This window comes from Pseudomonas sp. GW821-FHT05H12 (genome assembly GCF_059419385.1).
The window spans coordinates 46299-70491 of record NZ_JBWKRS010000012.1; the positions used below are offsets into that span (position 1 = coordinate 46299).

The following is a 24193-nucleotide window of genomic DNA, read 5'->3' on the forward strand; positions in this document are numbered from 1 at the left end:
CTCAGTGTGTGGTCGCCAACGCAGGCGCAGGTGTGGGCCGGTGAAAAAACTTTTCAAGGTACAAGTATATGACCGGTGTAGTGAACAGCGTCAGCGCCTGGCTCACCAGCAAGCCGCCGACCACGGCGATGCCCAGTGGCTGGCGTAACTCGGCGCCGGCGCCATAGCCCAGCATCAGCGGCAGGGCGCCGAGCAGGGCGGCCAGGGAGGTCATGATGATCGGGCGGAACCGCGTGATACAGGCCTCGAAGATCGCATCATGAGGTGTCAGGCCACGCGTACGTTGCGCCTCCAGGGCAAAGTCGATCAACAGGATACCGTTCTTCTTCACAATCCCGATCAGTAGCACCAGGCCGATCAGCGCCATGATCGAGAAGTCCTGGCCCAGCAGCCACAACATGATCAGCGCGCCCAGCCCGGCCGAGGGCAGGGTCGAGATGATGGTCAGCGGGTGCACAAAGCTCTCATACAGCACGCCCAAAATGATGTAGACCGCCACCAGCGCCGCAAGGATCAGCCACGGCTGGCTGGCCAGTGAACTCTGGAACGCCTGGGCCGCGCCCTGGAAATTGCCGATGATCGAGGTCGGCATGCCGATCTCGTTTTTCGCCTGGTTGAGCAGGATCACCGCATCACCCAGCGCCACGCCGGGCGCCAGGTTGAACGACAGGTTGGCCGCCGGGAACATACCGTCATGGCTGATCGACAACGGGCCAACGGTGGGCGCATCGACGCTGGCCACCGCCGACAGCGGCACCATTTCATTGGTCAGTGGTGAGCGCAGGTAGAAGTAATTCAGGCTTTCGGCCTTGCCGCGCTGGCGGGTGTCCAGTTCCAGCACCACCTGGTACTGGTTGATTTCGGTCTGGAACTCATTGACCTGGCGTTGCCCGAAGGCGTCGTACAGCGCCTGGTCGACATCGGTGGCGGTCAGGCCGAAGCGTGCCGCCGCGCGGCGGTCGATGGTGATGTGGGTGATGCTGCCGCCCAGCTGCAAGTCGTTGGAGATATCGCGGAACGCCGGAATGGAGCGCAGCTTTTCGGTCAGGCGTTGGGTCCAGGTATTGAGCGTCGCGCCGTCGTTGCTTTTGAGCACATATTGGTACTGGCTGCGGCTGGGGCCCGAGCTGAGGTTGATGTCCTGGCCGGCGCGCAGGTACAGGACGATCCCCGGCACGGCGGCCAGCTTGGGGCGGATGCGGTCGATGAACTGGCTGGCGGACACGTCCCGGTCACCCCGGTCCACGAGGGAGATCCAGAAGCGGCCGTTGGCGATGGTCTGGTTGCTACCGGTGACGCCAACAGAGTGGGAGAACGCCCGCACGGCGGGGTCAGCCTTCATGATTTCGGCCAGCGCCTTGTGCTTGGCAACCATGTCGGGGTACGACACGTCCGCCGCCGCTTCGCTGGTTCCTAGGATGAAACCGGTGTCCTGCACCGGGAAAAAACCCTTGGGGATAAACACATAACCCGCCACGGCCAGGCCCAGGGTCAGGAGGAAAATACCGGCCATCGTGCGCTGTTGGGCGAGGGCGCGGCGCAGGTTCCGTTCGTAACCTGCCAGCAGGCGTTCGCCAAAGCCGGGTTTGTCGTGGGGGCGATGGCTCGGCGCTTTCATGAACAGCGCCGCCAGGGTCGGCGCAAGGGTCAGGGACACCACGACGGAAATCAGGATGGTCGATGTGGCGGTCAAGGCAAACTCCTTGAACAGCCTGCCGACCACACCGCCCATGAACAGCAGCGGAATAAACGCGGCCACCAGCGACACGCTGATGGACACCACGGTGAAGCCAATCTCGCTGGCCCCCTTGATCGCCGCCTCGCGCTTGTCCAGGCCGGTTTCGAGGTGGCGATGGATGTTCTCCACCACCACGATCGCGTCGTCCACCACAAACCCCACGGCCACCACGATGGCGACCAGGGTCAGGTTGTTCAGGCTGAAGCCCATCACGTACATCAGCGCAAAGCTGGCGACCAGTGACACGCCCAGCACGCTGGACACAATGACGGTGGCTGACCATTGGCGCAGGAAGATCGCCATGACCCCCACCACCAGCAGGATGGCGATCAGCAGGGTCATTTCCACTTCGTGCAGCGAGGCGCGGATGGTGGTGGTGCGGTCCATCAGCACGCTGACCTGGACCGAGGCGGGTAGCATGGCTTCCAGGCGCGGCATTTCGGCCTGGATGCGTTCTACGGTCTCGACAATGTTGGCGCCGGGCTGGCGGGTAATCACCAGGTTGACGCCGGGGGTGTCAACCGCCCAGGCCTGGACGTAGGCATTTTCCGAGCCATTGACCACCTTGGCCACATCCCGCAGTTGCACCGGTGCGCCGTTCTTGTAGGAGATGATCAGGTCGCCGTATTCATCCGGGTGAAACAGCTGGTCGTTGGTTGCCAGGGTCGACACGCTGTTCTTGCCGTACAGCGCGCCTTTGGCCAGGTTCAGGCTGGATTGCTGGATGGCCAGGCGAACATCCGCGAGGGTCAGGCCGATGGCCGCGAGCTTGTCGGGCGAGGCCTGTACGCGGATCGCCGGGCGTTGCTGGCCGGTGATGTTGATCTGGCCGACGCCGTCGACCTGGCTGAGTTGCCGGGCCAGCAGGGTTTCTACCAGGTCGCTCAACTCGGTACCGGGCATGTCATGGGAACTGACGCTGATGATCAGCACCGGGCTGTCTGCCGGGTTGACCTTGCGCCAAGTCGGCAGGCTTGGCATGTCGCTGGGCAGCTTGCCGGCCGCGGTGTTGATGGCGGCCTGCACCTCTTGGGCGGCCGTGTCGATGCTCTTGTCGAGGGTGAATTGCAGGGTCAGCAGGCTTGAGCCGAGGGCGCTGCTGGAGGTCATCTGGGTCATGCCGGGAATGGCACTGAACTGCACTTCCAGCGGCGTCGCCACGGAGGACGCCATAGTGTCGGGGCTGGCGCCGGGTAGCTGGGCGGTTACCTGGATCGTCGGGAACTCAGCTTCCGGCAGCGGGGCGATAGGCAGTTTGGGGAACGCAATCAGCCCCAACAGCACCAGGGCAAATGTCAGCAGCAAGGTGGCGACCGGGCGGTCGATGCACCACGCGGAAACCGACCCCCGCGACGTCATGGCTGCACCTTGGCGTCAGCGGTCTGGATCACCTGCGGTGGCTCTTTGAGAATCTCGACCTTGGCACCGGACTTGAGGCGCGACTGGCCATCACTGACCAGCACGTCACCGGCCTGGATGCCCTTGAGGATATTGAATTCGCTGTCCTGGTACACCACCTGCACCGGCACGATGTCCACCTTGTCGCCATTGACGCGGTACACGAAGTGCGAGTCCAGGCCTCGCTGCACCACGGTTGGCGGCACGGCCAGGGCGTTGCGGTCGAGGGCGGTCTGGATCTTGATCGTCACCAGCTGGCCCGGCCAGAGCTTCTGCGTGTTGTTACGGAACTCGGCTTTGGCGCGGATAGTGCCGGTGGTGCTGTTGATCTGGTTGTCGATCAGGCTCAGGCGGCCTTCGCCCAGCAGCTCGCTGTGTTCACCTTCGGTATCGGCACCGAGAAAGGCGTCGACGCTGGCCGGGTGCTCGGCGGCGATCAGCCCCTGCAAGGTCGGCAGCATTTGCTGTGGCAGGGAAAACTCCACGGCGATGGGGTCGATCTGGGTGACCGAGAACAACCCTTGGGTGTCGCTCATGCGCAGAAAGTTGCCCTCGTCCACCGTACGAATGCCGACGCGGCCAGTAACCGGGGAACGAATCTGCGTGTACGAAAGCTGAACCTGGGCCGAGTCGATCGCGGCCTGATTGCCTTGCGCCGTGGCCTTCAACTGGTTGACCAGAGCCTGTTGCTGGTCGTAAGTCTGCTTCGACACGCCATCGTCGATGCTCAATTCCTTGTAGCGCTTGAGGTTGACCAACGCCACTTGCAACTGCGCCTGGCTCTCGCCCAACTGTGCCTTGGCCTGGTCGAGGCTGGCGCGGATCGAACGGTCGTCGATGGTGGCCAACAGGTCGCCGGCCTTGACCAGTTGGCCTTCCTTGACCAGCAGTTTGGTGAGGATACCGTCGATTTGTGGACGAATGACCACGCTGTGCAGCGACAGCACCGAGCCGATGCCCGTGACATAACGCGGCAAGTCCTGCTCCACCACTTTCACGACCCGTACTGGCACGGCTGTGGACGCAACCAGTTTGGTCTTGGCCGGCCGGGTCAACGCCCAGGCAGCTATCGCCAATACCACGAGGACACCCACGATCAGGGCGGTTTTTCGTTGAATGTGCATGGGGTGGGGCGCCGGGGCAGAGGGTTGGGAGAATGTAGGTGCTTTATAGCCCGCCAACCCGGTCAGCACGGTGACTGCTAACTGACAGGGCTGTCAGCAAACTGAAGACCATTCGTACAGGCGGTGGTTAAAGATCTGAAGCGCGCAGGTATACTGCGCCCCAGTGCGGCCCGCAAGCTGGCCGCGCCTCATTTTCTGCACGCCCCCGGAGCTTCCATGACTTCCCCGACACAACCCCCTGTTGAAGCGGCCGACCTCGTCGACCCGGCCGACGCTCAAAGCGTTGAAAAAGCCGAGATCCCGGCGTTTAAGTTTCCGTTCAAGCCGGGTGAACTGGCCGGGGCCAAGAATGCCACCCAGCCTTGGTACAAAGGTGGCGCGAAGAACGGTCATACCAAGACTCCAGGCATGGCCCCGCCAGGTACCCGTCGTTCGATGGGTAAACGCTGAGAGTAAAAGGTCGCAACCTGTGTCGACTTTTGCCTACGTCGTCCGTCGATATTTCCGATTGTAGGGCCGCATCCATTTCTTGAAAGCTTGCGCAGCATTGGCTTCGCCCCGGTCAATTTTTACCGGGGCGTGTGATGCAGCACTTTTAGGGAAAGGATGTTCCGGTGGCCTTGATACGCATTTGTGTAGCGTTTGCCCTGCTGCTTTGCGCTGACGCCGTTGTCTGTGCCGAAAAAAACCGTGATGAAATCCGTTTCGGCGTGGCAGCACTCTTTCCTCCTTTTCAAAGCCGCAACCCCCAGGGGCAATTGGTTGGCCTGAACATCGAGCTGGGTAACGCCCTGTGCACGCAACTCAACGTGCGTTGCACCTGGGTCGACCAGATGCTTGTCGAAGACTTTTCCGCACTTGAAGCCCGGCAATTCGACGCGATCATGGGCATTGCCTCTACGCCGAAGCGGCGCCAATGGGTGAGCTTCACCGACAGCCTGTATCCCTTCACCACGCAACTGGTCGGCCGCAGAACATCCTGCTTGATGCCCACCGCACGCTCTCTGAAGGGCAAGCGCGTGGGGGTGCTGCTGGGGAGCAATCGTGAAGCCTTTGCCCAGTCACAATGGGCGCCCAGGGGCGTCATCATCAAGAGTTTCTGGCTCAATCAGGAATTGATCCGCAGTCTGATCGCCGGTGATATCGACGCGACGCTGCAAGGCACGGTAGAAATCCGTGAGGCGTTGCTCGACACCCCCGACGGCCAGGATTTCGGTTTTCTTGGCCCCGCCGTTTCAGCGGACCTGCTGGGGGACGGCGTGGCGATAGCGCTGCGCAAGCCTGATACGGCGTTGCGCGAACAACTCAACCGCGCGCTTGAACAACTGATGCAAAGCGGTGAATACCAACGCATCCTCCAGCCCTATCGTCTCGATGCCCCGCTTGCCCATCCATGATGGCTAATTAATTGCTCGGAACATGAGCTGGATCAATCTTTGCCCTTTCGGTGCGCTTAGAGTCGACGCCCTGCCGACTCCTCCAACAATTACGAGCGCGCTTATCCATGAAGATCAATCTGCCGGTCACCGGTCGAGGTGTGGACTTTGCCCCTGACGCCAACATCCTTTCGACCACGGACCTGACAGGCGCGATTACCTACGCCAACGGGGACTTCATCGACGTTTGCGGCTATACCCGCGAAGAACTGCTCGGTTCGCCACACAACCTGTTGCGTCATCCGGATATGCCGCCTGCTGCGTTTGCGCACATGTGGCAAACCCTGAAGAGCGGTCGCTCGTGGATGGGCATGGTGAAAAACCGTTGCAAGAACGGCGACCATTATTGGGTCAGCGCCTACGCGACGCCGGTGACGCGCGAGGGGAAAACGGTGGAGTACCAATCGGTACGCACCAAACCTGCCACGCACCGGGTGGTGGCAGCGGAGCGCGCGTATGCGCAGTTGCGGGCGGGCAAACGCCGCAAACTGCCGGCGTTCGGCATGGGGGTGAAGTTATCGGCTTGGGTGATTGGCTCCAGTGGTATGACCTGGGCCTTGGGCTTGGTCACCTATTCTCTCGCTTGGCAACTGCTGGCCCTGGTGGCGGGGTGTGCGGTGGGGGCAGCGGGGGTCAACGTGATCCTGCGCCCGCTCGCACAGTTGAATCAGCGGGCGCGGCTGATCGCAGACAACCCCCTGAGCCAGGCGATCTACACCGGGCGCAGAGACGAGTGCGGGCAGATCGAGTTCGCCCTGCAGATGCTCGAAGCCCAGGTGGGCGCGGTGGTGGGGCGCATCGGCGATGCGTCGTTGCGCTTGTCCGGGCACGCGGCGCAACTGGTGGCACATCTGAACGCGAGCCAGGCCAGCAGCCAGGGCCAGCAGGCCCAGACCGACCAGGTGGCGGCAGCGATCCACCAGATGGCCGCCAGCGTCGCCGAAGTGGCCAGCCATGCGCTGGAAGCCTCCAAGGCCGCCGACCAGGCCGGCAGCGAAACCCGTGAAGGTCACCAGCGCGTCGACGATAGCCGTGATGCGGTACTGCGCCTGTCCGACGAGTTGGCGCGCGCGACCCAAGTGATCCAGCAACTGGAAAGCCACAGCGCTGAAATCAGTGGCGTGCTTGAGGTGATCCGCACGATTGCCGAACAGACCAACCTGCTGGCGCTCAACGCCGCCATCGAGGCGGCGCGCGCGGGTGAACAGGGACGAGGTTTTGCCGTAGTCGCCGATGAAGTGCGCGGCCTGGCCCAGCGCACCCAGCAATCCACCAATGAAATCCAGCGCATGATCAGCACCCTGCAAGGTGGCGCGCGCGATGCTGTGCAAGCCATGGCCCACAGCAGCGAACATGTCGAGGCCAGTGTCCAGCAGGCACAGCGGGCGGCGGCAGCGTTGGACGGTATCAGCCAGCGTGTCACTCAGATTACCGCCATGAGCCAGCAGATTGCGGCAGCGGTGGAAGAACAGAGCGCGGTCAGCGAAGACATCAATCGCAATATTGTCGGCATCCGCAACGCCGGTGAAGCCACTGTCAGTGCCGCCCAGCAAAGCCAGCTCAGCTCCGGCGATGTGGCAATGCTGGCCGATGACCTGCGCCAGCTGGCGCAGGAGTTCTGGGGCAAGCGGCACTGATCTGGGGTTGCGTTGAATGTGCTGGCCTCATCGCGAGCATTTTAAATGTGGGAGCGGGCTTGCCCGCGATGAGGCCAGTCGGCCTTACGCAGCCCTCAACGAAATAAACGCATAGTTGGCCGGCACCTCCGTTGCAATCTGAGCGCCGGCATCCAGCAACTGTTCGGCGATGTCCATCCCCGACACATGGAACACCCACTCGTTGGCCACAGCGGGCTGGTCAACGGCCAAGGTGATCGCCTGGGCAAAGGCACTCATGTCCGGCAGGTAGGCGGTAAACCCGTCGCCCTTGAGGGCCGTAGTGCGAATGCCCAGCAAGGCGCAAACCGCCTCTTTGGTTTGCACGTCATCACGGTCGGCCTGGCGTGAACGGCGAATCAGTTCCGCCAACTCCTGGTCCATCAGTTCGCCGCCAACAATTAGCGCCGGCCCTTGCTCCCAGGATTCTGGCGGGCAGTCCTTGGCGGCCGGGTTTAATGGAATGTGTGGATTGATCTCCATCGGGTAGATACGGCACACCAATGGCCGGCGCTCGTAGATGCGGCAGCGGTCGTCTTCGTCAAGATTCCGGCAGCGTCCGGCGTTGTAAGCGGCAAAGGTGATTGCCACAAACGCCTCGGTATTGCCGCTGGGCACCACCACCGAACGGCGCTCGGCATGCTCGCGTTGCGCCTGTGGCAGGCCCAGGCCATTGCCCAGGAAACCTTCCACCAGAACAATGACATTACCGCCGTCAGCCGCCCACTGCCGGGCTTCGTCGAGGGTCAGGGGCACGTGATGGTCGGTGCAGCATTTGCCGCAACCCACGCAGGAAAAGTGAGTATTCATTGAGGATCTGTCACCAGGCAAGGTCAGAGGGCACTCTCGAACGGCGGCGGGTTTTTACCTCTATCCACCGTTCAGGCTCTCTTGAAGCAAGTTGTGCGCCAGTGCCTGTCAGTGTTCTTGCACGACATCGCGCAGCACAAACCGCATGCCCTCGCTTTCATACAACTGCCGCGCACGGAGATTGCTCTCCAGCACCTTCAGGTCCACGTAGGGTTCGCCCCGTTGCTTGAACACCTGGAAGGTGTGCAGCAACAAGGCGCGACCCAGCCCCTGGCCTTGGGCGCAGGGGTGTACGGACAAGTTCTTGATAAAGGCGCTGGTCCAGCACTGGGCCACGCCAAGGATACCGTCACGGTTGCTGGCCACCAGGCACAGGCTGGGGTCGAACTCGGCATCGGTGGTGAATTGCTGGCGCCATTCTTCCAGGCTGGCCACACGACCACCGCCTTGCGCCTGGGTCATGCTCAACACGGCATGAATTGCCGGGGCCAGTTCATCGCGGTAGTGGTCCAGCTGTGTACCTGCCGGCCACTGCGGTGCCGGCAGGCTGCCGATGAGGTCGCGGCGCAGCAGCTGGAAGTATTCGGCCAAGGCTTACAGGCCCTTCTGCGCCACAGTCTGGGCGGCGACCACCAGGCACTTGGTCAGCTCGGGCGAGGAGAATTTGGTCAGCACCGCATCGGCCCCGGCCAGGCGGGCTTTCTCGCTGTTCATCGCGCTGTCCAGGGAGGTGTGCAACAGCACGTAGAGGTCCTTGAAATCCGGGGTCTCGCGCAGGGTGCGGGTGAGGGCATAGCCGTCCATTTCAGACATCTCGATGTCCGACACCACCACGTTGATCTGCTCCACCGTGCCTTGCAGCTCCAGCAGCACATCAATGGCTTCCTTGGCGCTGCGGGCGGTGTGGCAGGTCAGGCCGAGGTTGCGCAGGGTGTGCACCGATTGCTGCAGGGCGACCTGGCTGTCGTCCACCACCAGGATCCGCGCATTGCCCAGCACTTCCGCCTCTTCCATGGTCAGGTCGGTGGGCGCCGCTTCAATCGGTGCCGGTGCGATGCCGTGGATAACTTTTTCGATATCCAGCACCTGCACCAGCCCGCCTTCCACCTGGGTGACACCGGTGATGAACGCACGGTTGCCACCGGACCCATAGGGCGGTGGGCGAATGTCAGTGGTCAGGCAGTGCACGATCTTGCTCACCGCCTGCACATGCAGGCCCTGCTTGGAGCGGCTCACGTCGGTGACGATCAGGCAGCCGCCGTCGGGGTCCTGCAGGGGCATTTCCCCCAGGGCACGGCTCAGGTCAATCACCGATAGTGAGGCGCCGCGCAGGGTGGCGATGCCTTTGACGTGCGGGTGGGATTCCGGCAGCCGGGTCAGGGGTGGGCAGGGGATGATTTCGCTGACTTTCAGCAGGTTGATCGCCATCAGCTTGCCGCTGCGCAAGGTAAAGAGCAGAAGCGAGAGTGAATCTGCGCGGGCTTTGGTGGTGGACATAAAAACCTTCTGTGGATCAGGGATGACGATCTATACAGAGTTATCGACTTGGAAAAGCCAGGCTTTAACCGGATTTTGTGGCGGAATAGATATGTGTGGGAGCTGGCTTGCCTGCGATGCAGGCACCTCGGTCTTTCAGTTGCACCGAGGTGATGCTATCGCAGGCAAGCCAGCTCCCACATAAACCCCATTCCAAAAGAGGTATGGGTCAGCCCTTCCAGACTTGCGGATTCACCAGATCCTGCGGACGCTCGCCCAGCAAGGCGCTGCGCAGGTTGGCGAGGGCGCGGTTGGCCATGGCTTCGCGGGTTTCGTTCGTCGCCGAACCGATATGCGGCAGGGTCACCGCGTTGCTCAGTTGGAACAGCGGCGACTCCGCCAACGGCTCCTGCTCGTACACATCCAGCCCGGCGCCACGAATGCGCTGGGTCTGCAAGGCTTCGATCAGCGCCGGTTCATCGACCACCGGGCCACGGGAAATGTTGATCAGGATCGCACTGGACTTCATCAAGCCCAGCTCGCGGGTGCTGATCAGGTGGCGGGTTTTTTCGCTCAACGGCACCACCAGGCACACGAAATCCGACTCGGCCAGCAGTTGCTCCAGGCTGCGGTACTGCGCGCCCAGCTCCTGCTCCAGCGCGGTCTTGCGGCTGTTGCCGCTGTACAGGATCGGCATGTTGAAGCCCAGGCGCCCACGTCGGGCCACGGCGGCGCCGATATTGCCCATGCCGACGATGCCCAGGGTCTTGCCGTGCACATCGCAGCCAAACAGCGGTGCGCCGACGCTGGCTTTCCACTGGCCGGCCTTGGTCCAGGCGTCCAGCTCGGCCACCCGGCGCGCGCTGCTCATCAGCAGGGCGAAGGCCAGGTCGGCGGTGCTTTCAGTGAGCACGTCGGGGGTGTTGGTGAGCATGATCCCGCGCTCGTTGAAGTAGGGCACGTCGTAGTTGTCGTAGCCCACCGACACGCTGGACACCACCTCCAGCTTGCTCGCACCTTCCAGTTGCGCGCGGCCCAGCTTGCGGCCGACGCCGATCAGTCCGTGGGCGTGGGGCAGGGCTTCATTGAATTGAGCGTTGATGTCCCCGCGCTTGGGGTCGGGCACGATCACCTCGAATTCCTGTTGCAGGCGTTCGATCATTGGCGGGGTGATACGGCTGAAGGCGAGAACAGTCTTTTTCATTGCAGGCGGGCTCATCGACTACGGGAGAATGCCAAGCACGCTAACATTCTTATCCAGAGTTGTCAGGACACCGCTGAACCAATGTGAACACTGCTCAAAATGTGGGAGCTGGCTTGCCTGCGATGCAGACAACTCGGTGCGTCAGTCAGACCGAGTTGATGCTATCGCAGGCAATCCAGCTCCCACATTTGAATTCGGTTACCTGATAAAAATCAGGTGGCCATGCGCACGCCGCCGAGGCCGCCGCTCAGTTCATAGGCGGCCAACTCCGCCTGGTGCGCCGCGAGGATTTCCGGCAGCGAGCCGCGCAGGTATTCCACCCAGGTCTTGATCTTCGCATCCAGGTACTGGCGCGACGGGTAGATGGCGTACAGGTTCAGTTCCTGCGAGCGGTAGGTTGGCATCACCCGCACCAGCGTGCCGTTGCGCAAACCTTCGATGGCCGCGTACACCGGCAACAGGCCGACGCCCATGCCGCTGGTGATCGCGGTTTTCATCGCATCGGCGGAGTTCACCAGGAACGGCGAGGTGTTGATCGCCACGCTTTCCTGGCCTTCGGGGCCGTTGAAGGTCCATTTGTCCAGCTGGATCACCGGGCTCACCAGGCGCAGGCAGGCGTGGTTGAGCAGGTCTTGCGGGCGTTGCGCGCAGCCTTTGGCCTTGACGTAGTCCGGCGAGGCGCAGGCGATGCTGTAGGTGATGCCCAGGCGCTGGGACACAAACCCTGAGTCCGGCAGTTCGCTGGCCAACACGATGGACACGTCGTAGCCCTCGTCGAGCAGGTCCGGCACGCGGTTGGCCAGGGTCAGGTCGAAGGTCACGTCGGGGTGAGTGCGGCGGTAGCGGGCAATGGCGTCGATGACGAAATGCTGGCCGATACCGGTCATGGTGTGCACTTTCAACTGCCCGGCCGGGCGCGCGTGGGCGTCGCTGGCTTCGGCCTCGGCTTCTTCGACGTAGGCCAGGATCTGCTCGCAGCGCAGCAAATAGCGCTTGCCAGCCTCGGTCAGCGCGATTCGGCGGGTGGTGCGGTTGAGCAAGCGGGTTTGCAGGTGGGCCTCAAGGTTGGAGACCGCGCGCGAGACGTTGGCCGTGGTGGTGTCCAGTTGCACGGCGGCGGCGGTGAAGCTGCCGGCTTCGGCCACGCAACTGAAGGCGCGCATGTTTTGCAAAGTGTCCATGGAGTGTTCTCAGGGGAGATAACAAATTGTGACAGAAAGTTACGCCGTCCAGTGATCCCTACCAACGGATTATCGCCTGAACGGTAACAAAGATTCACAGGAATGCCAGCTTATCGTCCTCCATGCCGCCGCCTAGAATTGCGCCACCTTTCCCGCTCCACCCTCTCAGGAATACGCGTGCCGTGCCGCTTCGCATTAGCAGAGAGCTAAAGACTCTCAGTGTTTTGGCCTTATCGTTAGCAATCAGCGGCTGCATCGGAACCGGAGGAATCGCCCCCCAAGGCCAGGCCCTCAGCGCCAATACCCTGGCCACCGACGAAGCGATCCAGAGCGCCGCCCGCGATGCCCGCTGGCCCACCGCGCAATGGTGGCAAGCCTACGGCGACCCGCAACTGAACCGCTGGGTCGACCTCGCCACGCAAAACAGCCCGAGCCTGGCCATGGCCGCCGCCCGCGTACGCCAGGCGCGCGCCATGGCCGGTGTTGCCGAGTCGGCCGAGTCGTTGCAGGTCAACAGCGACACTACCCTCAAGCGCCACAACTGGCCGAAAGATCAGTTCTACGGCCCGGGTGAACTCAGCGGTGCCAACACTTGGGACAACAATGCGTCCCTGGGCCTGAGCTACGCCCTGGACCTGTGGGGCCGCGAAAGTAACACCACCGAGCGCGCCGTCGACCTGGCGCACATGAGCGTCGCCGAAGCGCGCCAGGCCCAGCTCGAGCTGCAGAACAACGTGGTGCGCGCCTATATCCAGTTGTCGTTGCACTACGCCAACCGCGACATCGTCGCCGCCACCCTGGCCCAGCAACAGCAGATCCTGGACCTGGCCAACAAACGCCTGAACGCCGGGATCGGCACCCACTTCGACGTCAGCCAGGCCGAGACCCCGTTGCCGGAAACCCATCGCCAACTGGACGCCCTCGACGAAGAAATCGCCTTGAGCCGCAACCAATTGGCGGCGCTGGCCGGCAAGGGGCCGGGGGAGGGCGCGCACTTGCAGCGCCCGACACTGGCCCTGGCTGCCCCGCTGAAATTGCCATCGAGCCTGCCCGCGCAACTGCTCGGCCAACGCCCGGACGTGGTCGCCAGCCGCTGGCAAGTGGCGGCCCAGGCCCGTGGCATCGACGTGGCCCATGCCGGTTTCTACCCCAACGTCGACCTGGTCGGCAGTCTGGGCTACATGGCCACTGGCGGCGGCATGCTGGAATTCCTGGCCGGCAAGAAATTCAACTACACCGTGGGCCCGGCGATCACCTTGCCAATCTTCGACGGCGGCCGCCTGCGTGCCGAACTGGGCGAAGCCAGCGCGGGTTATGACATTGCCGTCGCCAGGTACAACCAAACCCTGGTCAATGCGCTCAAGGGCATCAGCGACCAGTTGATCCGCCGCGAATCGATGGACAAGCAAGCTTCCTTCGCCGCGCAGTCGGTGGCCTCGGCGCAGAAAACCTACGACATCGCGATGATCGCCTATCAGCGCGGCCTCACCGATTACCTCAATGTGCTGAACGCCCAGACCTTGCTGTTCCATCAGCAACAGATCGAGCAGCAAGTGCAGGCCGCACGGCTGAGTGCCCATGCCGAACTGGTCACCGCCCTCGGCGGTGGCCTGGGTGCTGGCAACGATGTGCCGCAGGACGCCAAGACGCTCCCGAGCAAGACCCCGGCGGCGCTGGCCGTGTTTGATCACTGAGTAGGTGTCGATGACTCCCTTGCCTGCACCGCTGCGCTGGCTGCATTCCCTTGAGTGGCGCCGTGGCTTTTTCGACTGGGCACGCAGCGACGGCGTGACCTGGGTGTATATCTTCAAGGTGCTGATCGCCGCGTTCCTCACGCTGTGGCTGGCCATGCGCCTGGAGTTGCCGCAACCGCGTACCGCGATGATCACCGTGTTCATCGTGATGCAGCCCCAGAGCGGCCAGGTGTTCGCCAAGAGCTTCTATCGCTTCCTCGGCACCCTGGCGGGATCGGCGGTGATGGTGTTTTTGATCGCCTTGTTTGCGCAAAACACCGAGCTGTTCCTCGGCGCACTGGCGATCTGGGTGGGTATCTGCACCGCTGGCGCAACACGCAACCGCAACTTCCGCGCCTATGGTTTTGTGCTGGCGGGCTACACGGCGGCGATGGTTGGTTTGCCGGCGTTGGCCCATCCGGACGGCGCGTTCATGGCGGCGGTGTGGCGCGTGCTGGAAATTTCCCTGGGGATCCTGTGCTCCACGCTGGTCAGCGCCGCGATCCTGCCGCAAACCTCCAGCGCCGCGATGCGCAACGCCTTGTACCAGCGATTTGGCGTGTTCGCGCTGTTCGTCACCGATGGCTTGCGTGGGCGCAGTCAGCGCGAGGGCTTCGAGGCCAGCAACGTGCGCTTTATCGCTGAAGCTGTGGGCCTGGAAGGGCTGCGCAGTGTCACGGTGTTTGAAGACCCGCACATGCGTCGGCGCAATGGCCGGCTCAGCCGCTTGAACAGCGAATTCATGAGCATCACCACGCGCTTCAACGCCTTGCACCAGTTGCTCGAACGCTTGCGCGCCGATGCGGCGGATCACGTGGTCGCCGCGATCAAACCGGGGTTGCAGGACCTGGCCGAACTGCTCGATGGTTTTTCCGGCCGCGCCCTCACCAGCCCCGACGCCGCAAGGCTGGTGGCCCAACTCAGCGCCTACAAGGACGGCTTGCCCGCCAAGGTGCGTGCCCTGCGCACGGCCTTCCAGGAAGGCGACCCCAGCGAAGCCGAGCAGCTGGATTTCCACACCGCCTACGAGCTGCTTTACCGCTTTGTCGACGACCTGCACAACTACGCGCAAACCCATGCATCACTGGCCGACCACAGCCACGAACGCGAACAGTGGGACGAAACCTTTATCCCCAAGACCAACTGGCTGGCCTGCGCCGCGTCGGGCATTCGCGCTTCATTCATTCTGGTGGTGCTCGGCAGTTATTGGGTGGCCACGGCCTGGCCCAGCGGCGCGACCATGACCCTGATCGCCGCCGCCACCGTGGGCTTGTCTGCCGCCACACCTAACCCGAAACGCATGGCTTTCCAGATGGCCTGCGGCACCTTGATCGGCGCGTTGGTAGGCTTTGTCGAAATGTTCTTCGTGTTCCCCTGGATCGACGGCTTCCCGCTGCTGTGCGTGATGCTTGCGCCGGTGATCATCTTCGGTTCGTTCCTGGCCTCGCGCCCGCAGTACGCCGGTGTTGGCGTGGGCCTGCTGATCTTCTTCAGCACCGGCTCGGTGCCCGACAACCTCACGGTCTACAACCCCTACACCTTCATCAACGACTACATCGCGATGGTCATCGGCATGCTGGTGTGTGCGGCAGCGGGGGCGATCATTTTGCCGCCCAACAGCCGCTGGTTGTGGCGCCGGCTGGAGCAGGACCTGCGTGAGCAGGTGGTGTATGCCATCAGCGGCAAGCTCAAGGGCCTGGCGTCGAGCTTTGAAAGCCGCACCCGCGACCTGCTGCACCAGGCTTACGGCCTCGCCGTCGGCCAGCCGCAGGTGCAGCGCGACCTGCTGCGCTGGATGTTCGTGGTGTTGGAAGTCGGCCACGCGATCATCGAACTGCGCAAGGAGCAGGCGATCCTGCCGGTGCACCCGGCGTATGCCGAATCCCAGCCGTGGCGCCAGGCGATCCGCGTAATGGGCCGCTCGCTGGTGCGGTTGTTCCTGCAACCCAGCGCCAGCAACCTGGAGCGCGGCCTGATCGCCGTAGACCATGCGATCAGCCGCGTGCAGGCCACCGACGAACCCTTCGCCCCGCACTTCGACACCTCGGCCCTGCGCCGGGTGAAAAGCTACCTGCACTTTATCCGCACCTCGTTGCTCGACCCGCAATCGCCCCTCGCTGCCCTCAAAGGAGCTGCGCATGCCCCGTGAAATCGCGTTCCACGGCATTTATATGCCGACCATGACCCTGATGTTCCTGATCGCGGCAGGGCTGGCCTGGGGCGTGGACCGCTTCCTGGCCGGGTACGACCTGTACCGTTTTTTCTGGCACCCGGCGTTGCTGCGCCTGAGCCTGTTCGTTTGTCTGTTCGGCGCGCTGGCGCTGACCGTCTACCGTTGAGAATGCCCTGATGAAAAAGTTTTTCAGCCTGCTCGCCACCTTGCTGGTACTGGCGTTGGCGATCTGGATTGGCCGCACGTTGTGGGTGCACTACATGGAAACCCCGTGGACCCGCGACGGCCGTGTGCGCGCCGACATTATCAACGTCGCCGCCGACGTCACCGGTGAAGTGGTCGACGTGCCGGTGCGCGATAACCAGTTGGTGAAGAAGGGCGACCTGCTGATGCAGATCGACCCCGAGCACTACCGCATTGCCGTCAAGCAGGCGCAGTCACTGGTGGCATCACGCAAAGCCACCTGGGAGATGCGCAAGGTCAACGCCCACCGCCGCGCCGATCTCGACGCCCTGGTGATCTCCAGGGAAAACCGCGACGACGCCAGCAACATCGCCGACTCGGCACTCGCCGATTACCAGCACGCGCTGGCGCAACTGGAAGCGGCCGAACTGAACCTGAAACGCACCCAAGTGGTGGCGGCGGTGGACGGTTATGTCACCAACCTGAATGTGCATCGAGGTGACTACGCGCGCATCGGCGAGGCCAAGATGGCCGTGGTCGATATGAACTCGTTCTGGGTGTATGGCTTCTTCGAAGAAACCAAGCTGCCTCACGTTAAAGTCGGTGACAAAGCCGACATGCAACTCATGAGCGGCGAGACCTTGAAGGGCCACGTAGAAAGCATCTCGCGCGGCATCTACGACCGTGACAACCCCGAGAGTCGCGAACTGGTGGCCGATGTGAACCCGACCTTCAACTGGGTGCGTTTGGCCCAGCGCGTGCCGGTGCGGATTCACATTGATGAAGTGCCGGAAGGCGTATTGCTGGCGGCGGGCATCACCTGCACCGTTATCGTCAACCCAACACCAAATTGATGGTGGGCCCCGGCTTTTGTGGGAGCGGGCTTGCTCGCGAATGCGCAAGGGCAGTCAACAGATTCGTCAATGACCCACCGCTATCGCCGGCAAGCCGGCTCCTACAGTAGGTGGTGTCAGGCCTTGATGAAGGTTTCATGCAGGTGGCGCCACAGGAGTGCGCCGCTGGCCTGTTTCTCGAACACCACCGTGGCGCGGCGATCGGTCTGGGTGCCGCTGTCATCCACCTGATGCTCGCGGTAAGTCACCGTCGCGCCACGCGCATGCCGGTCGATCCCGGCCATTTCGCTCAAGGTGATCTTCAACCCCGGGCGCATGCCGCCCAGGCGTGTGAATAGCGCTTTAACGCCGGCCGCATTGACCCGCGTCCCCGTCGCGGGCGCCACCATGCTGAACTCGGGGGAGAAGCGCGCCAGCAGGTTTTCCAACGTGCCCTCAGGCGCAACGCCGGCAAACCATTGTTCGATCTCGACGTGGGTCTGGATCACTTCTTCAAAAAAGTCGCTGTAGTCGATCATTACAAACTCCGTTCCAAGCCAAAGCGTTTCTTCAACACGCGTTCCAATAAACCTTTGGGCAACAGCGCCGCCATCAACGGCAGCGCCCGGCTGCCGTTGCCTGCACGCAGCAGGCGCGTTGGCTGGGGTTGCTGAACGGCCTTGAGCACCTCCGCGGCGAATTGTGCGGCCGGGGTGGGTTTGTCCTGGGAAGCCTGGCTGCGTGCGCGGATGCCGTCGCGGATGGGCCACCACGGCGATTGTTCGTTGATCAGCAATTCGGCCTGGGCCCCGGCATTTTTCGCGAAGCTGGTGTTGATGGCGCCGGGCTGGACTTCCATGACCCGCACGCCAAAGGGCGCCAGTTCCATGCGCAGCGCATCGCTCAAGGCATGCACGGCGGCTTTGGAGGCGCAGTAGGCGCCGGCAAACGGGGTGACCAGCACGCCGGAAACGCTGCCGATATTCACCACCAGGCCTTTGCTGCGGCGCAGGGCCGGGAACAGCGCTTGGGTGACGCCGACGATGGAAAACACATTGGTTTCGAACTGGCGTTGCAGGGCGTCAGTGCCGCCATCGAGCAGCGGGCCCATGGCGCCGTAGCCGGCGTTGTTGATCAGCACGTCTAGCTCGCCCACCTGGGTGGCGAGGGTTTGCAGGGCGGCGCTGTCATTCACGTCGAGCAGCACGGCCTGGAAACCGGCGTCGTTGAGGGCGATCACGTCGGCTTCGCGGCGGGCGCTGGTCAGCACGTGATAGCCGGCCGCCTTGAAGGCATCCGCCAGGGCGCGGCCGATACCGCTGGAGCAGCCGGTGATGAGTACGTTGGGCATGGGTCAATCCTTTGTCAGTCCGAGAAGCCACCTTGCAGGTGTTCGGCACGAAATTCCAGGGTTTGCGGGCGGTAGCCGGGGCGCAGTGGCGGGGTGGGCAGGCAGTCTTCCCAGGTAGCGCCGGCTTGCAGCTCACCGGGGCCGCGATAGCGCGGCGCGGCGTAGACGTTGTCGGCCAGGTTGACGGTATCGCCCGGCGCATAGGCGGCGACGCGCCAGCGCAGTTCGGTGAGGGGCACGTCGTTGCCGTTGTTCAGGACCAACTTGAGGGGACGGTCGGCGGGGCATTCCTGGGGCGCGTAGGTGATGCGCAGCTCCAGGCGTGCCAGTTGCGAGGCTTCGCGGTTGTCCAGCCACACCACCCAGATCGCCACGAAACCCAGGCCCACGGCAGCCGCGAGGGACACCGGCAAGGCCTTGGCGGGGTAACGCAGCAGCAGGATCAGCCAGGTGATGATCAGGAGAACGCCGAAGAACATGGAGACCACCTCGAATAGGGAACGAGCATCCTAACGTAAGCTTAGGTGGGATTGGTCAGCTTGAGATAAGTGTTGAATCGGCGGGCCCCATCGCAGGCAAGCCAGCTCCCACAACTGTGGGAGCTGGCTTGCCTGCGATGGGGCCTTCAGCATCACTGCAAAACCCTAAGAAAAAGCCCCCGCCCAACCGGCTGCGGATAGGGGACGCAGTCGGCTGGACGGGGGCTTCTTGAACGACAGTATTACTGCGCGATGGTTTTCACCGACACGCCGCGCTCAACCGGTGTGGAGCGACCGTAGATATCTTCGAAGCGCTCGATATCGTCTTCGCCCAGGTAGCTGCCCGATTGCACTTCGATGATCTCCAGCGGGATCTTGCCCGGGTTGCGCAGGCGGTGCACCGAGGCAATCGGGATGTAGGTGGACTGGTTCTCGGTGAGCAGGAACACGTTCTCGTCACAGGTGACTTCGGCGGTGCCGCTGACCACGATCCAGTGTTCGGCGCGGTGGTGGTGCATTTGCAACGACAGGCACGCGCCCGGCTTGACCGAGATGTGCTTGACCTGGAAGCGACCGCCCATGTCCACCGAGTCGTAGGAGCCCCACGGACGGTAGACCTCGCAGTGGTTCTGGGTCTCGCTGCGGCCCTGTTCGTTCAGGGTGTTGACCATTTGCTTGACGCCCTGGACCTTGTCCTTGTGGGCAATCATCATCGCGTCCTTGGTTTCCACCACCACGATGTTTTCCAGGCCGATCACCGACACCAGCTTGCCGTTGCCGTGGATCATGCAGTTCTTGCTGTCCTGGATCACCACATCGCCCTTGCTCACGTTGCCGTTGGCGTCTTTATCGTTGACGGCCCACAGCGACGCCCAGCAACCCACGTCGCTCCAGCCGGCGCTCAGTGGCACCACGCAGGCGCGCTGGGTTTTTTCCATCACGGCGTAGTCGATGGAATTGTCCGGGCAGCAGGCGAAGGTGGCTTCGTCGAAGGACACCGTGTCGGCGGTCTGCTCGCTGCGCTCCAGAGTCAGCAGGCAGGTGTCGTAGATGTCCGGATCGTGCTTTTTCAGCTCTTCGAGGAAGCGGCTGGCACGGAACAGGAACATGCCGCTGTTCCAGAAATAACCGCCGCTTTTGACGAACTCGACGGCGCGTTTTTCGTTGGGTTTTTCCACGAACTGCTCGACGCGGCTCACGCCCTCGGGCAGCAGCGAATCGTTGGTGGACTTGATGTAGCCGTAGCCGGTTTCCGGACGGGTGGCCGGCACGCCGAACAGCACCATCTCGCCACGCTCGGCGGCCACGGTGGCCAGGGCCAGGGCGCGTTGCAGGGCTTTCTGGTCGTCGATCACGTGGTCGGCGGGCAGCACCAGCATCAGCTCGTCGCGGCCTTCATTGACCAGCATCATCGCGGTGAGGGCCACGGCCGGCGCGGTGTTGCGGCCGAACGGCTCCATCAGGATGCGCTGGCTTTCCAGCTTGCGGGCGCTCAGTTGCTCATTGACGATGAAACGGTGGTCCTTGTTGCAGACCACGATCGGCGTGTCCATGCCTTCGAACACCAGGCGCTCCAGGGTTTGCTGGAACAAGGTGTGCTCGCCGGTCAGCGCCAGGAATTGTTTAGGGAACTGTTTACGGGAAAGCGGCCAAAGACGTGAGCCGCTACCACCGGAAAGGATTACTGGGATCATGGGTGTTTCTCCTTGAATCGATATGGGTCAGAGCTACGAAGGTTTGTCGTTTCACTCTTGTTTTTGTCTCGGTCGCCGATTGCACACCGCCCTTTGTAGGAGCCCGCTTGCGGGCGATTGCGACCTTGAGGACGCCATCGCCGGCAAGCCGGGCTCCTACAGGTTCGGTGTCAATCTGCAGAATTCATTAGCGGGTCGACACCGGGCGTTTCACCCAGACCGGCGAGAGGCTCGAACCGGAGCCCGTCACGTACAGCACCGCCGCTTCACCACGTTCCAACGCAACCGGCTTCACATCGCCGACTTTCTTGTCACCGTCATACAACGCCAGGCTCACTTTCACCGGGTTGATTTCACGTTCGCCACGGCCTTTGGCGGCCACCGACTGGACCACGTCGGTCTTGCCATCAGCCGTCTTCAAGGTCAGGGCCTTGTCGCTCAGGTTCTGTACGCGCACCAGGGACTTCTGCTTTTTCTTGAACGGCGGCTCTTCGATCAGCTGGGGCTGGCCGCTGCCGCTGTTGACCAGGGTGTAGTAGTGGTCCGGGGCGAGCTTGACCGGCACGGTCTGGCTGCCCACCTTGGCGCTGTAGTCACCGCCCGGCATGAAGCTGAAGTCGCTGCTGGCCAGGGGCGCAACGTCGCTCAGGTTGGTGGCGCCGACGGTGGCGCTGACTTCCTGGTTGCTGGCGTTGTAGATGCGCACGAAGCTCGAGCCTTTTGGCGCGGTCGGGCCGTAGAGGGCGGCGTCACCGCCGGCAAAGGCAGACATCGATACGACGCTCAGGCCGGCCGCGATGGCCAGGGTTTTAGCGAGACGACGAGGAGTTGTAGTGAAAGTCATGTGAGTTACCTCTCTTTCAGTTTTGCGCCCGGTCGGGCGTCTCGGATTTTTGTGTGTTGATAGCCATGTTCTGTTGGCGCGAACCGGCTTGTTTAAGCTGCGCAACCCACGCGGGGTCGGCATCACCGATTTCGTTGTTCACGGGCAGATAACGTTCAGGAAACTCCCAGATCAGCACCTGGGGCGGGCTGTTCTTGAAGTCGTCGCTCTTGAGGTAGCTGAGCATCGGCAGGATCGGGCCGTGGCCGTCTTCGGCGTAGCTGACCACGTCGCTGTGCAGGGCTTGCTTGAGCGCACCGACAAAGTTCCAGTTGGGGTTGGCGCTGTAGCTGGTGCCGACCAGGGCCACTGGGGTTTCGCTGTCGCTGAACAGGGCATCGTCACCTTTGGTTTCGGCCAGGTGCGTGACGCGTTTTTCCAGCGGCTCTTTAGGGGGCATCAGGTTTTCGAACAGCGGGTCCAGGGGCAGGAACAGACGCAGGTCGCCTTTGTGCGGTGCGGTGTTCTCGGCCTCGGTGACAAAACGCTGTGGCTCGCCGCTCAGCGGGGTTTTCTCGCGAATGGTCGCTGCCAGTTGCTTGGCGGCGATCTCGGCGCCGTCCGGGGTCCAGTGGGTGTCGGTGCGCAGGAACACCTGCTTGCCGCCCAGCTTGGCCTGTTGCAGCGGGCCAAGCAGGTCCGGGGCGATGATCTTGTCGGCGGCGACGCGGGCGTGGAAATCCTGGTAGAGGTTGGCGTGGATGCTCGCCGGTTTCACCTCACCCAGGTGCTCCGGGTACAGGCGCACTTTGGCCGGCACGATCGCCATCACCAGCTGGATGCCCTGGGCCTTGAGCTTCTGGCGCACGCCTTCCACCAGCGCGTAGTTGCCTTGCAGGTTCTGGTCTTCGTTGACGGCAGGGTTGAACTCTTCGTCGCTGTACAGCCAGTGATCGCGGCCCAGCACTACGCCAGGGCGACCTTCATTGAACAGCTTGTAGTCCAGCGCGGCCCACAGGTTGGTGCCCAGGCGCTTGATCGGGAACTCGTCGTCGTAGTGGGTCTCGACGGCTTTGGTCCAGCGACCGTTAAGCACCGTGGCGTCGGCATTGGTGCTGAAGCCGAAGAAACTGCGCAGCGACCAGGCGCCCAGGGCCAGCAGCACCACCAGGAACAGGCCGATATAGAGGACGCGTAATGAACGGGTCATGGTCGGCTCCCTCAGAATTGGAAGTAAAGGAACGGCGAGAAACTCTGCGCCGACAGTTTGAGAATCGACGCCACGAACAGCAGCAGCACCGCCGCGCGCATGGCGTAGCGTGGCCAGTCAGCGGTCCAGTAGGCCGGTTGCACGGCGGCGTCCTGGCCCACGGTGAAACCGGGCTGGTGGATGCTGCCGGGGTTGTCGCCCGGGACGGCCTTGATCAGGCTCGGGTCGGCCGGCTTGGTCTTCTCGGCAGGGCGATTGGTGTAGAAATCGCGCAGGCCGAAGAACGCCAGGGTTGCGTACGCCACCACCAGGGTTGCCACTTGCAGGCCGGTGAGGCTGGCGCGGTTGAGTTCCGACAGCGACCACTCGCCAAAGCTGAACATCGCACCGTACATACGACCGGCAACGTGCAGGTTCTCGGCGCGGAAGATCACCCAGCCCATTACCACCAGCAGGAAGGTGAAGGCCCAGCGCACCACGTTGAAGCTGCGTGGCGCGGTGTTGAGGCCGATGGCTTTTTCAATCGCCAGCCACATGCCGTGCCAGGCACCCCACACGATGTAGGTGATGTTTGCACCGTGCCACAGGCCACCGAGCAGCATGGTCAGGAACAGGTTACGGTAGGTGATCAGCGTGCCTTTGCGGTTGCCGCCCAGGGTGATGTACAGATAGTCACGCAGCCAGGTAGACAGGCTGATGTGCCAGCGCCGCCAGAACTCGGTGATCGACTGGCTGATGTACGGCTGCTTGAAGTTTTCCATGAAGCGGAAACCCATCATCAAGCCCAGGCCGATGGCCATGTCGCTGTAGCCGGAGAAGTCGAAGTACAGCTGCGCGGTGTAGGCCAGCGCGCCGAGCCAGGCATCGCCCGTGGTGGGGTTCTGCAGGGCGAAGCAATGGTCGGCCACCACCGCGAGGGTGTCGGCGATAAAGACCTTCTTGATGAAACCCTGCATGAATCGCGTGCAGCCCTCGGAGAACTTGTCGAGGGTGTGGGTGCGGTTGTTGAACTGGTCGGCCAGGTCGCGAAAGCGCAACACCGGGCCGGCAATCAAGTGCGGGAAGATCGCCACGAACGCCGCGAAGTCGATCAGGTTGCGGGTCGCCGGGGTATCGCCACGGTACACGTCGATGATGTAGCTGATGGATTCGAAGATGTAGAACGAGATACCGATCGGCAACAGCACGTGGGTGAGGATGAACGGCTCAAGGCCCATGGACTTCATCATCACGTTGATGCTGTCGACGCCGAAGTTGGCGTACTTGAAGTAGCCGAGGATGCACAGGTCGACCGCCACGCCGAGCAGCAGCCAGCGCTGGGCTGGCTTGGTGCGCACGCCGGCTGCACCGACCTTGAGGCCGATCCAGTAGTTCCACAGCGTCACGGCGGCGAACAGCGCCAGGAAGTCCACTCGCCACCAGGCGTAGAACACATAGCTGGCAATCAGCAGCAGCAGGTTGCGATAGCGTTGCCCGCTCAAGTAGTACAAGCCGAGAAAGATCGGCAAGAACAGAAACAGGAACACATTGGACGAGAAAACCATCCCGATCTCTCCATGTTTAATCACAGTCAAGGGCCAGAGCCCCCCCAAACCCCCCCACGAAAATTCGGGGGGGCGGTACAGCATTCACGCCACCTTCCTGTAGGAGTCCGGCTTGCCGGCGATGGCGATCTTGAGGCCGCCATCGCCG

General features: G+C 62.7%; 21 protein-coding genes. 7 read left to right on the plus strand and 14 right to left on the minus strand.

The features are described from left to right. Position 1: 1 nt before the first annotated feature. Entirely contained in the window at positions 2 to 3097 is a 3096-nt protein-coding gene (locus AC07SU_RS12825) for a multidrug efflux RND transporter permease subunit (RefSeq protein WP_494997215.1), read from the minus strand. After that, a complete protein-coding gene (locus AC07SU_RS12830) occupies positions 3094 to 4260 on the minus strand; it encodes an efflux RND transporter periplasmic adaptor subunit (protein ID WP_494997216.1) in 1167 nt (388 codons plus the stop codon). Before AC07SU_RS12830 ends, AC07SU_RS12825 begins: the two co-directional genes overlap by 4 nt. 216 nt (positions 4261 to 4476) lie before the next feature. Here AC07SU_RS12830 and AC07SU_RS12835 point away from each other — a divergent pair, with 216 nt between their 5' ends. The 3 genes from AC07SU_RS12835 (at position 4477) to AC07SU_RS12845 (ending at position 7333) form a co-directional block, all read left to right on the plus strand. Further along, positions 4477 to 4710, plus strand: coding sequence for a hypothetical protein (locus AC07SU_RS12835; protein WP_494997217.1), 234 nt, complete (start codon positions 4477 to 4479; stop codon positions 4708 to 4710). Positions 4711 to 4874: 164 nt separating this feature from the next. Further along, positions 4875 to 5657, plus strand: coding sequence for a transporter substrate-binding domain-containing protein (locus tag AC07SU_RS12840; protein ID WP_176995022.1), 783 nt, complete (start codon positions 4875 to 4877; stop codon positions 5655 to 5657). A 107-nt stretch (positions 5658 to 5764) separates the two neighbouring features. Further along, positions 5765 to 7333, plus strand: coding sequence for a methyl-accepting chemotaxis protein (locus AC07SU_RS12845; protein WP_494997218.1), 1569 nt, complete (start codon positions 5765 to 5767; stop codon positions 7331 to 7333). Positions 7334 to 7417: 84 nt separating this feature from the next. Here AC07SU_RS12845 and AC07SU_RS12850 read toward each other — a convergent pair whose 3' ends face one another. The 5 genes from AC07SU_RS12850 to AC07SU_RS12870 all read right to left on the minus strand — a co-directional run bounded on the left by AC07SU_RS12850 (position 7418) and on the right by AC07SU_RS12870 (position 12022). Further along, complete coding sequence (locus tag AC07SU_RS12850) at positions 7418 to 8161, minus strand: YkgJ family cysteine cluster protein (RefSeq protein ID WP_494997219.1); 744 nt, start codon at positions 8159 to 8161, stop codon at positions 7418 to 7420. Between the two features lie 108 nt (positions 8162 to 8269). Continuing rightward, positions 8270 to 8752: a GNAT family N-acetyltransferase gene (locus tag AC07SU_RS12855; RefSeq protein ID WP_494997220.1), complete on the minus strand. Its 483-nt coding sequence runs from the start codon at positions 8750 to 8752 to the stop codon at positions 8270 to 8272. 3 nt (positions 8753 to 8755) lie between these two features. Continuing rightward, positions 8756 to 9658 (minus strand): chemotaxis protein CheV, encoded by a 903-nt coding sequence (locus AC07SU_RS12860; RefSeq protein ID WP_176995018.1) that lies wholly within the window; start codon positions 9656 to 9658, stop codon positions 8756 to 8758. A gap of 208 nt (positions 9659 to 9866) precedes the next feature. Further along, positions 9867 to 10841 carry a 2-hydroxyacid dehydrogenase gene (locus AC07SU_RS12865; RefSeq protein ID WP_494997221.1) on the minus strand — a complete coding sequence of 325 codons (975 nt, stop codon included), beginning with the start codon at positions 10839 to 10841 and terminating at the stop codon, positions 9867 to 9869. Between the two features lie 212 nt (positions 10842 to 11053). Beyond that, a complete protein-coding gene (locus AC07SU_RS12870) occupies positions 11054 to 12022 on the minus strand; it encodes a LysR family transcriptional regulator (RefSeq protein ID WP_176995016.1) in 969 nt (322 codons plus the stop codon). Positions 12023 to 12204: 182 nt separating this feature from the next. On the opposite strand from AC07SU_RS12870, the gene AC07SU_RS12875 reads away from it, so the two are divergent. Genes AC07SU_RS12875 through AC07SU_RS12890 form a run of 4 tightly spaced genes read left to right on the plus strand, consistent with a single transcriptional unit; the run spans position 12205 to position 16965 of the window. Beyond that, positions 12205 to 13716, plus strand: coding sequence for an efflux transporter outer membrane subunit (locus AC07SU_RS12875; protein ID WP_494997222.1), 1512 nt, complete (start codon positions 12205 to 12207; stop codon positions 13714 to 13716). Between the two features lie 10 nt (positions 13717 to 13726). Then, positions 13727 to 15904, plus strand: a complete 2178-nt coding sequence (locus AC07SU_RS12880) for an FUSC family protein (RefSeq protein WP_494997223.1) — start codon at positions 13727 to 13729, stop codon at positions 15902 to 15904. Beyond that, positions 15894 to 16094 carry a DUF1656 domain-containing protein gene (locus tag AC07SU_RS12885; RefSeq protein WP_176995013.1) on the plus strand — a complete coding sequence of 67 codons (201 nt, stop codon included), beginning with the start codon at positions 15894 to 15896 and terminating at the stop codon, positions 16092 to 16094. The genes AC07SU_RS12880 and AC07SU_RS12885 overlap by 11 nt, the downstream gene beginning before the upstream one ends. Positions 16095 to 16104: 10 nt before the next feature. Further along, positions 16105 to 16965, plus strand: a complete 861-nt coding sequence (locus AC07SU_RS12890) for an efflux RND transporter periplasmic adaptor subunit (RefSeq protein WP_494997224.1) — start codon at positions 16105 to 16107, stop codon at positions 16963 to 16965. Between the two features lie 116 nt (positions 16966 to 17081). On the opposite strand, the gene AC07SU_RS12895 is transcribed toward AC07SU_RS12890, so the two are convergent. From AC07SU_RS12895 to AC07SU_RS12925, 7 genes are all read right to left on the minus strand, one after another. Further along, positions 17082 to 17483, minus strand: coding sequence for a DUF4440 domain-containing protein (locus AC07SU_RS12895; RefSeq protein ID WP_178922804.1), 402 nt, complete (start codon positions 17481 to 17483; stop codon positions 17082 to 17084). Then, entirely contained in the window at positions 17483 to 18295 is an 813-nt protein-coding gene (locus tag AC07SU_RS12900) for an SDR family oxidoreductase (RefSeq protein WP_494997225.1), read from the minus strand. The genes AC07SU_RS12895 and AC07SU_RS12900 overlap by 1 nt, the downstream gene beginning before the upstream one ends. A 14-nt stretch (positions 18296 to 18309) precedes the next feature. Continuing rightward, complete coding sequence (locus tag AC07SU_RS12905; RefSeq protein ID WP_135308501.1) at positions 18310 to 18774, minus strand: multidrug transporter; 465 nt, start codon at positions 18772 to 18774, stop codon at positions 18310 to 18312. Positions 18775 to 19016: 242 nt separating this feature from the next. Further along, positions 19017 to 20468, minus strand: a complete 1452-nt coding sequence (locus AC07SU_RS12910) for a mannose-1-phosphate guanylyltransferase/mannose-6-phosphate isomerase (RefSeq protein WP_176995007.1) — start codon at positions 20466 to 20468, stop codon at positions 19017 to 19019. A 187-nt stretch (positions 20469 to 20655) separates the two neighbouring features. Further along, positions 20656 to 21312 (minus strand): alginate O-acetyltransferase AlgF, encoded by a 657-nt coding sequence (locus tag AC07SU_RS12915; protein ID WP_494997226.1) that lies wholly within the window; start codon positions 21310 to 21312, stop codon positions 20656 to 20658. 16 nt (positions 21313 to 21328) lie between these two features. Then, positions 21329 to 22501, minus strand: a complete 1173-nt coding sequence (locus tag AC07SU_RS12920) for an alginate O-acetyltransferase (protein ID WP_494997227.1) — start codon at positions 22499 to 22501, stop codon at positions 21329 to 21331. Between the two features lie 11 nt (positions 22502 to 22512). After that, a complete protein-coding gene (locus tag AC07SU_RS12925; RefSeq protein ID WP_176995004.1) occupies positions 22513 to 24045 on the minus strand; it encodes an MBOAT family O-acyltransferase in 1533 nt (510 codons plus the stop codon). Between the last annotated feature and the right edge of the window lie 148 nt (positions 24046 to 24193).

What these genes read in the sequence shown, in the direction of transcription:
- AC07SU_RS12825 (WP_494997215.1), bottom strand. Translation starts at nt 3,097, where the DNA reads ATGACGTCGCGGGGGTCGGTTTCCGCGTGGTGCATCGACCGCCCGGTC.
- AC07SU_RS12830 (WP_494997216.1), bottom strand. Translation starts at nt 4,260, where the DNA reads ATGCACATTCAACGAAAAACCGCCCTGATCGTGGGTGTCCTCGTGGTA.
- AC07SU_RS12835 (WP_494997217.1), top strand. Translation starts at nt 4,477, where the DNA reads ATGACTTCCCCGACACAACCCCCTGTTGAAGCGGCCGACCTCGTCGAC.
- AC07SU_RS12845 (WP_494997218.1), top strand. Translation starts at nt 5,765, where the DNA reads ATGAAGATCAATCTGCCGGTCACCGGTCGAGGTGTGGACTTTGCCCCT.
- AC07SU_RS12850 (WP_494997219.1), bottom strand. Translation starts at nt 8,161, where the DNA reads ATGAATACTCACTTTTCCTGCGTGGGTTGCGGCAAATGCTGCACCGAC.
- AC07SU_RS12860 (WP_176995018.1), bottom strand. Translation starts at nt 9,658, where the DNA reads ATGTCCACCACCAAAGCCCGCGCAGATTCACTCTCGCTTCTGCTCTTT.
- AC07SU_RS12865 (WP_494997221.1), bottom strand. Translation starts at nt 10,841, where the DNA reads ATGAAAAAGACTGTTCTCGCCTTCAGCCGTATCACCCCGCCAATGATC.
- AC07SU_RS12870 (WP_176995016.1), bottom strand. Translation starts at nt 12,022, where the DNA reads ATGGACACTTTGCAAAACATGCGCGCCTTCAGTTGCGTGGCCGAAGCC.
- AC07SU_RS12880 (WP_494997223.1), top strand. Translation starts at nt 13,727, where the DNA reads ATGACTCCCTTGCCTGCACCGCTGCGCTGGCTGCATTCCCTTGAGTGG.
- AC07SU_RS12885 (WP_176995013.1), top strand. Translation starts at nt 15,894, where the DNA reads ATGCCCCGTGAAATCGCGTTCCACGGCATTTATATGCCGACCATGACC.
- AC07SU_RS12890 (WP_494997224.1), top strand. Translation starts at nt 16,105, where the DNA reads ATGAAAAAGTTTTTCAGCCTGCTCGCCACCTTGCTGGTACTGGCGTTG.
- AC07SU_RS12895 (WP_178922804.1), bottom strand. Translation starts at nt 17,483, where the DNA reads ATGATCGACTACAGCGACTTTTTTGAAGAAGTGATCCAGACCCACGTC.
- AC07SU_RS12900 (WP_494997225.1), bottom strand. Translation starts at nt 18,295, where the DNA reads ATGCCCAACGTACTCATCACCGGCTGCTCCAGCGGTATCGGCCGCGCC.
- AC07SU_RS12905 (WP_135308501.1), bottom strand. Translation starts at nt 18,774, where the DNA reads ATGTTCTTCGGCGTTCTCCTGATCATCACCTGGCTGATCCTGCTGCTG.
- AC07SU_RS12910 (WP_176995007.1), bottom strand. Translation starts at nt 20,468, where the DNA reads ATGATCCCAGTAATCCTTTCCGGTGGTAGCGGCTCACGTCTTTGGCCG.
- AC07SU_RS12915 (WP_494997226.1), bottom strand. Translation starts at nt 21,312, where the DNA reads ATGACTTTCACTACAACTCCTCGTCGTCTCGCTAAAACCCTGGCCATC.
- AC07SU_RS12920 (WP_494997227.1), bottom strand. Translation starts at nt 22,501, where the DNA reads ATGACCCGTTCATTACGCGTCCTCTATATCGGCCTGTTCCTGGTGGTG.
- AC07SU_RS12925 (WP_176995004.1), bottom strand. Translation starts at nt 24,045, where the DNA reads ATGGTTTTCTCGTCCAATGTGTTCCTGTTTCTGTTCTTGCCGATCTTT.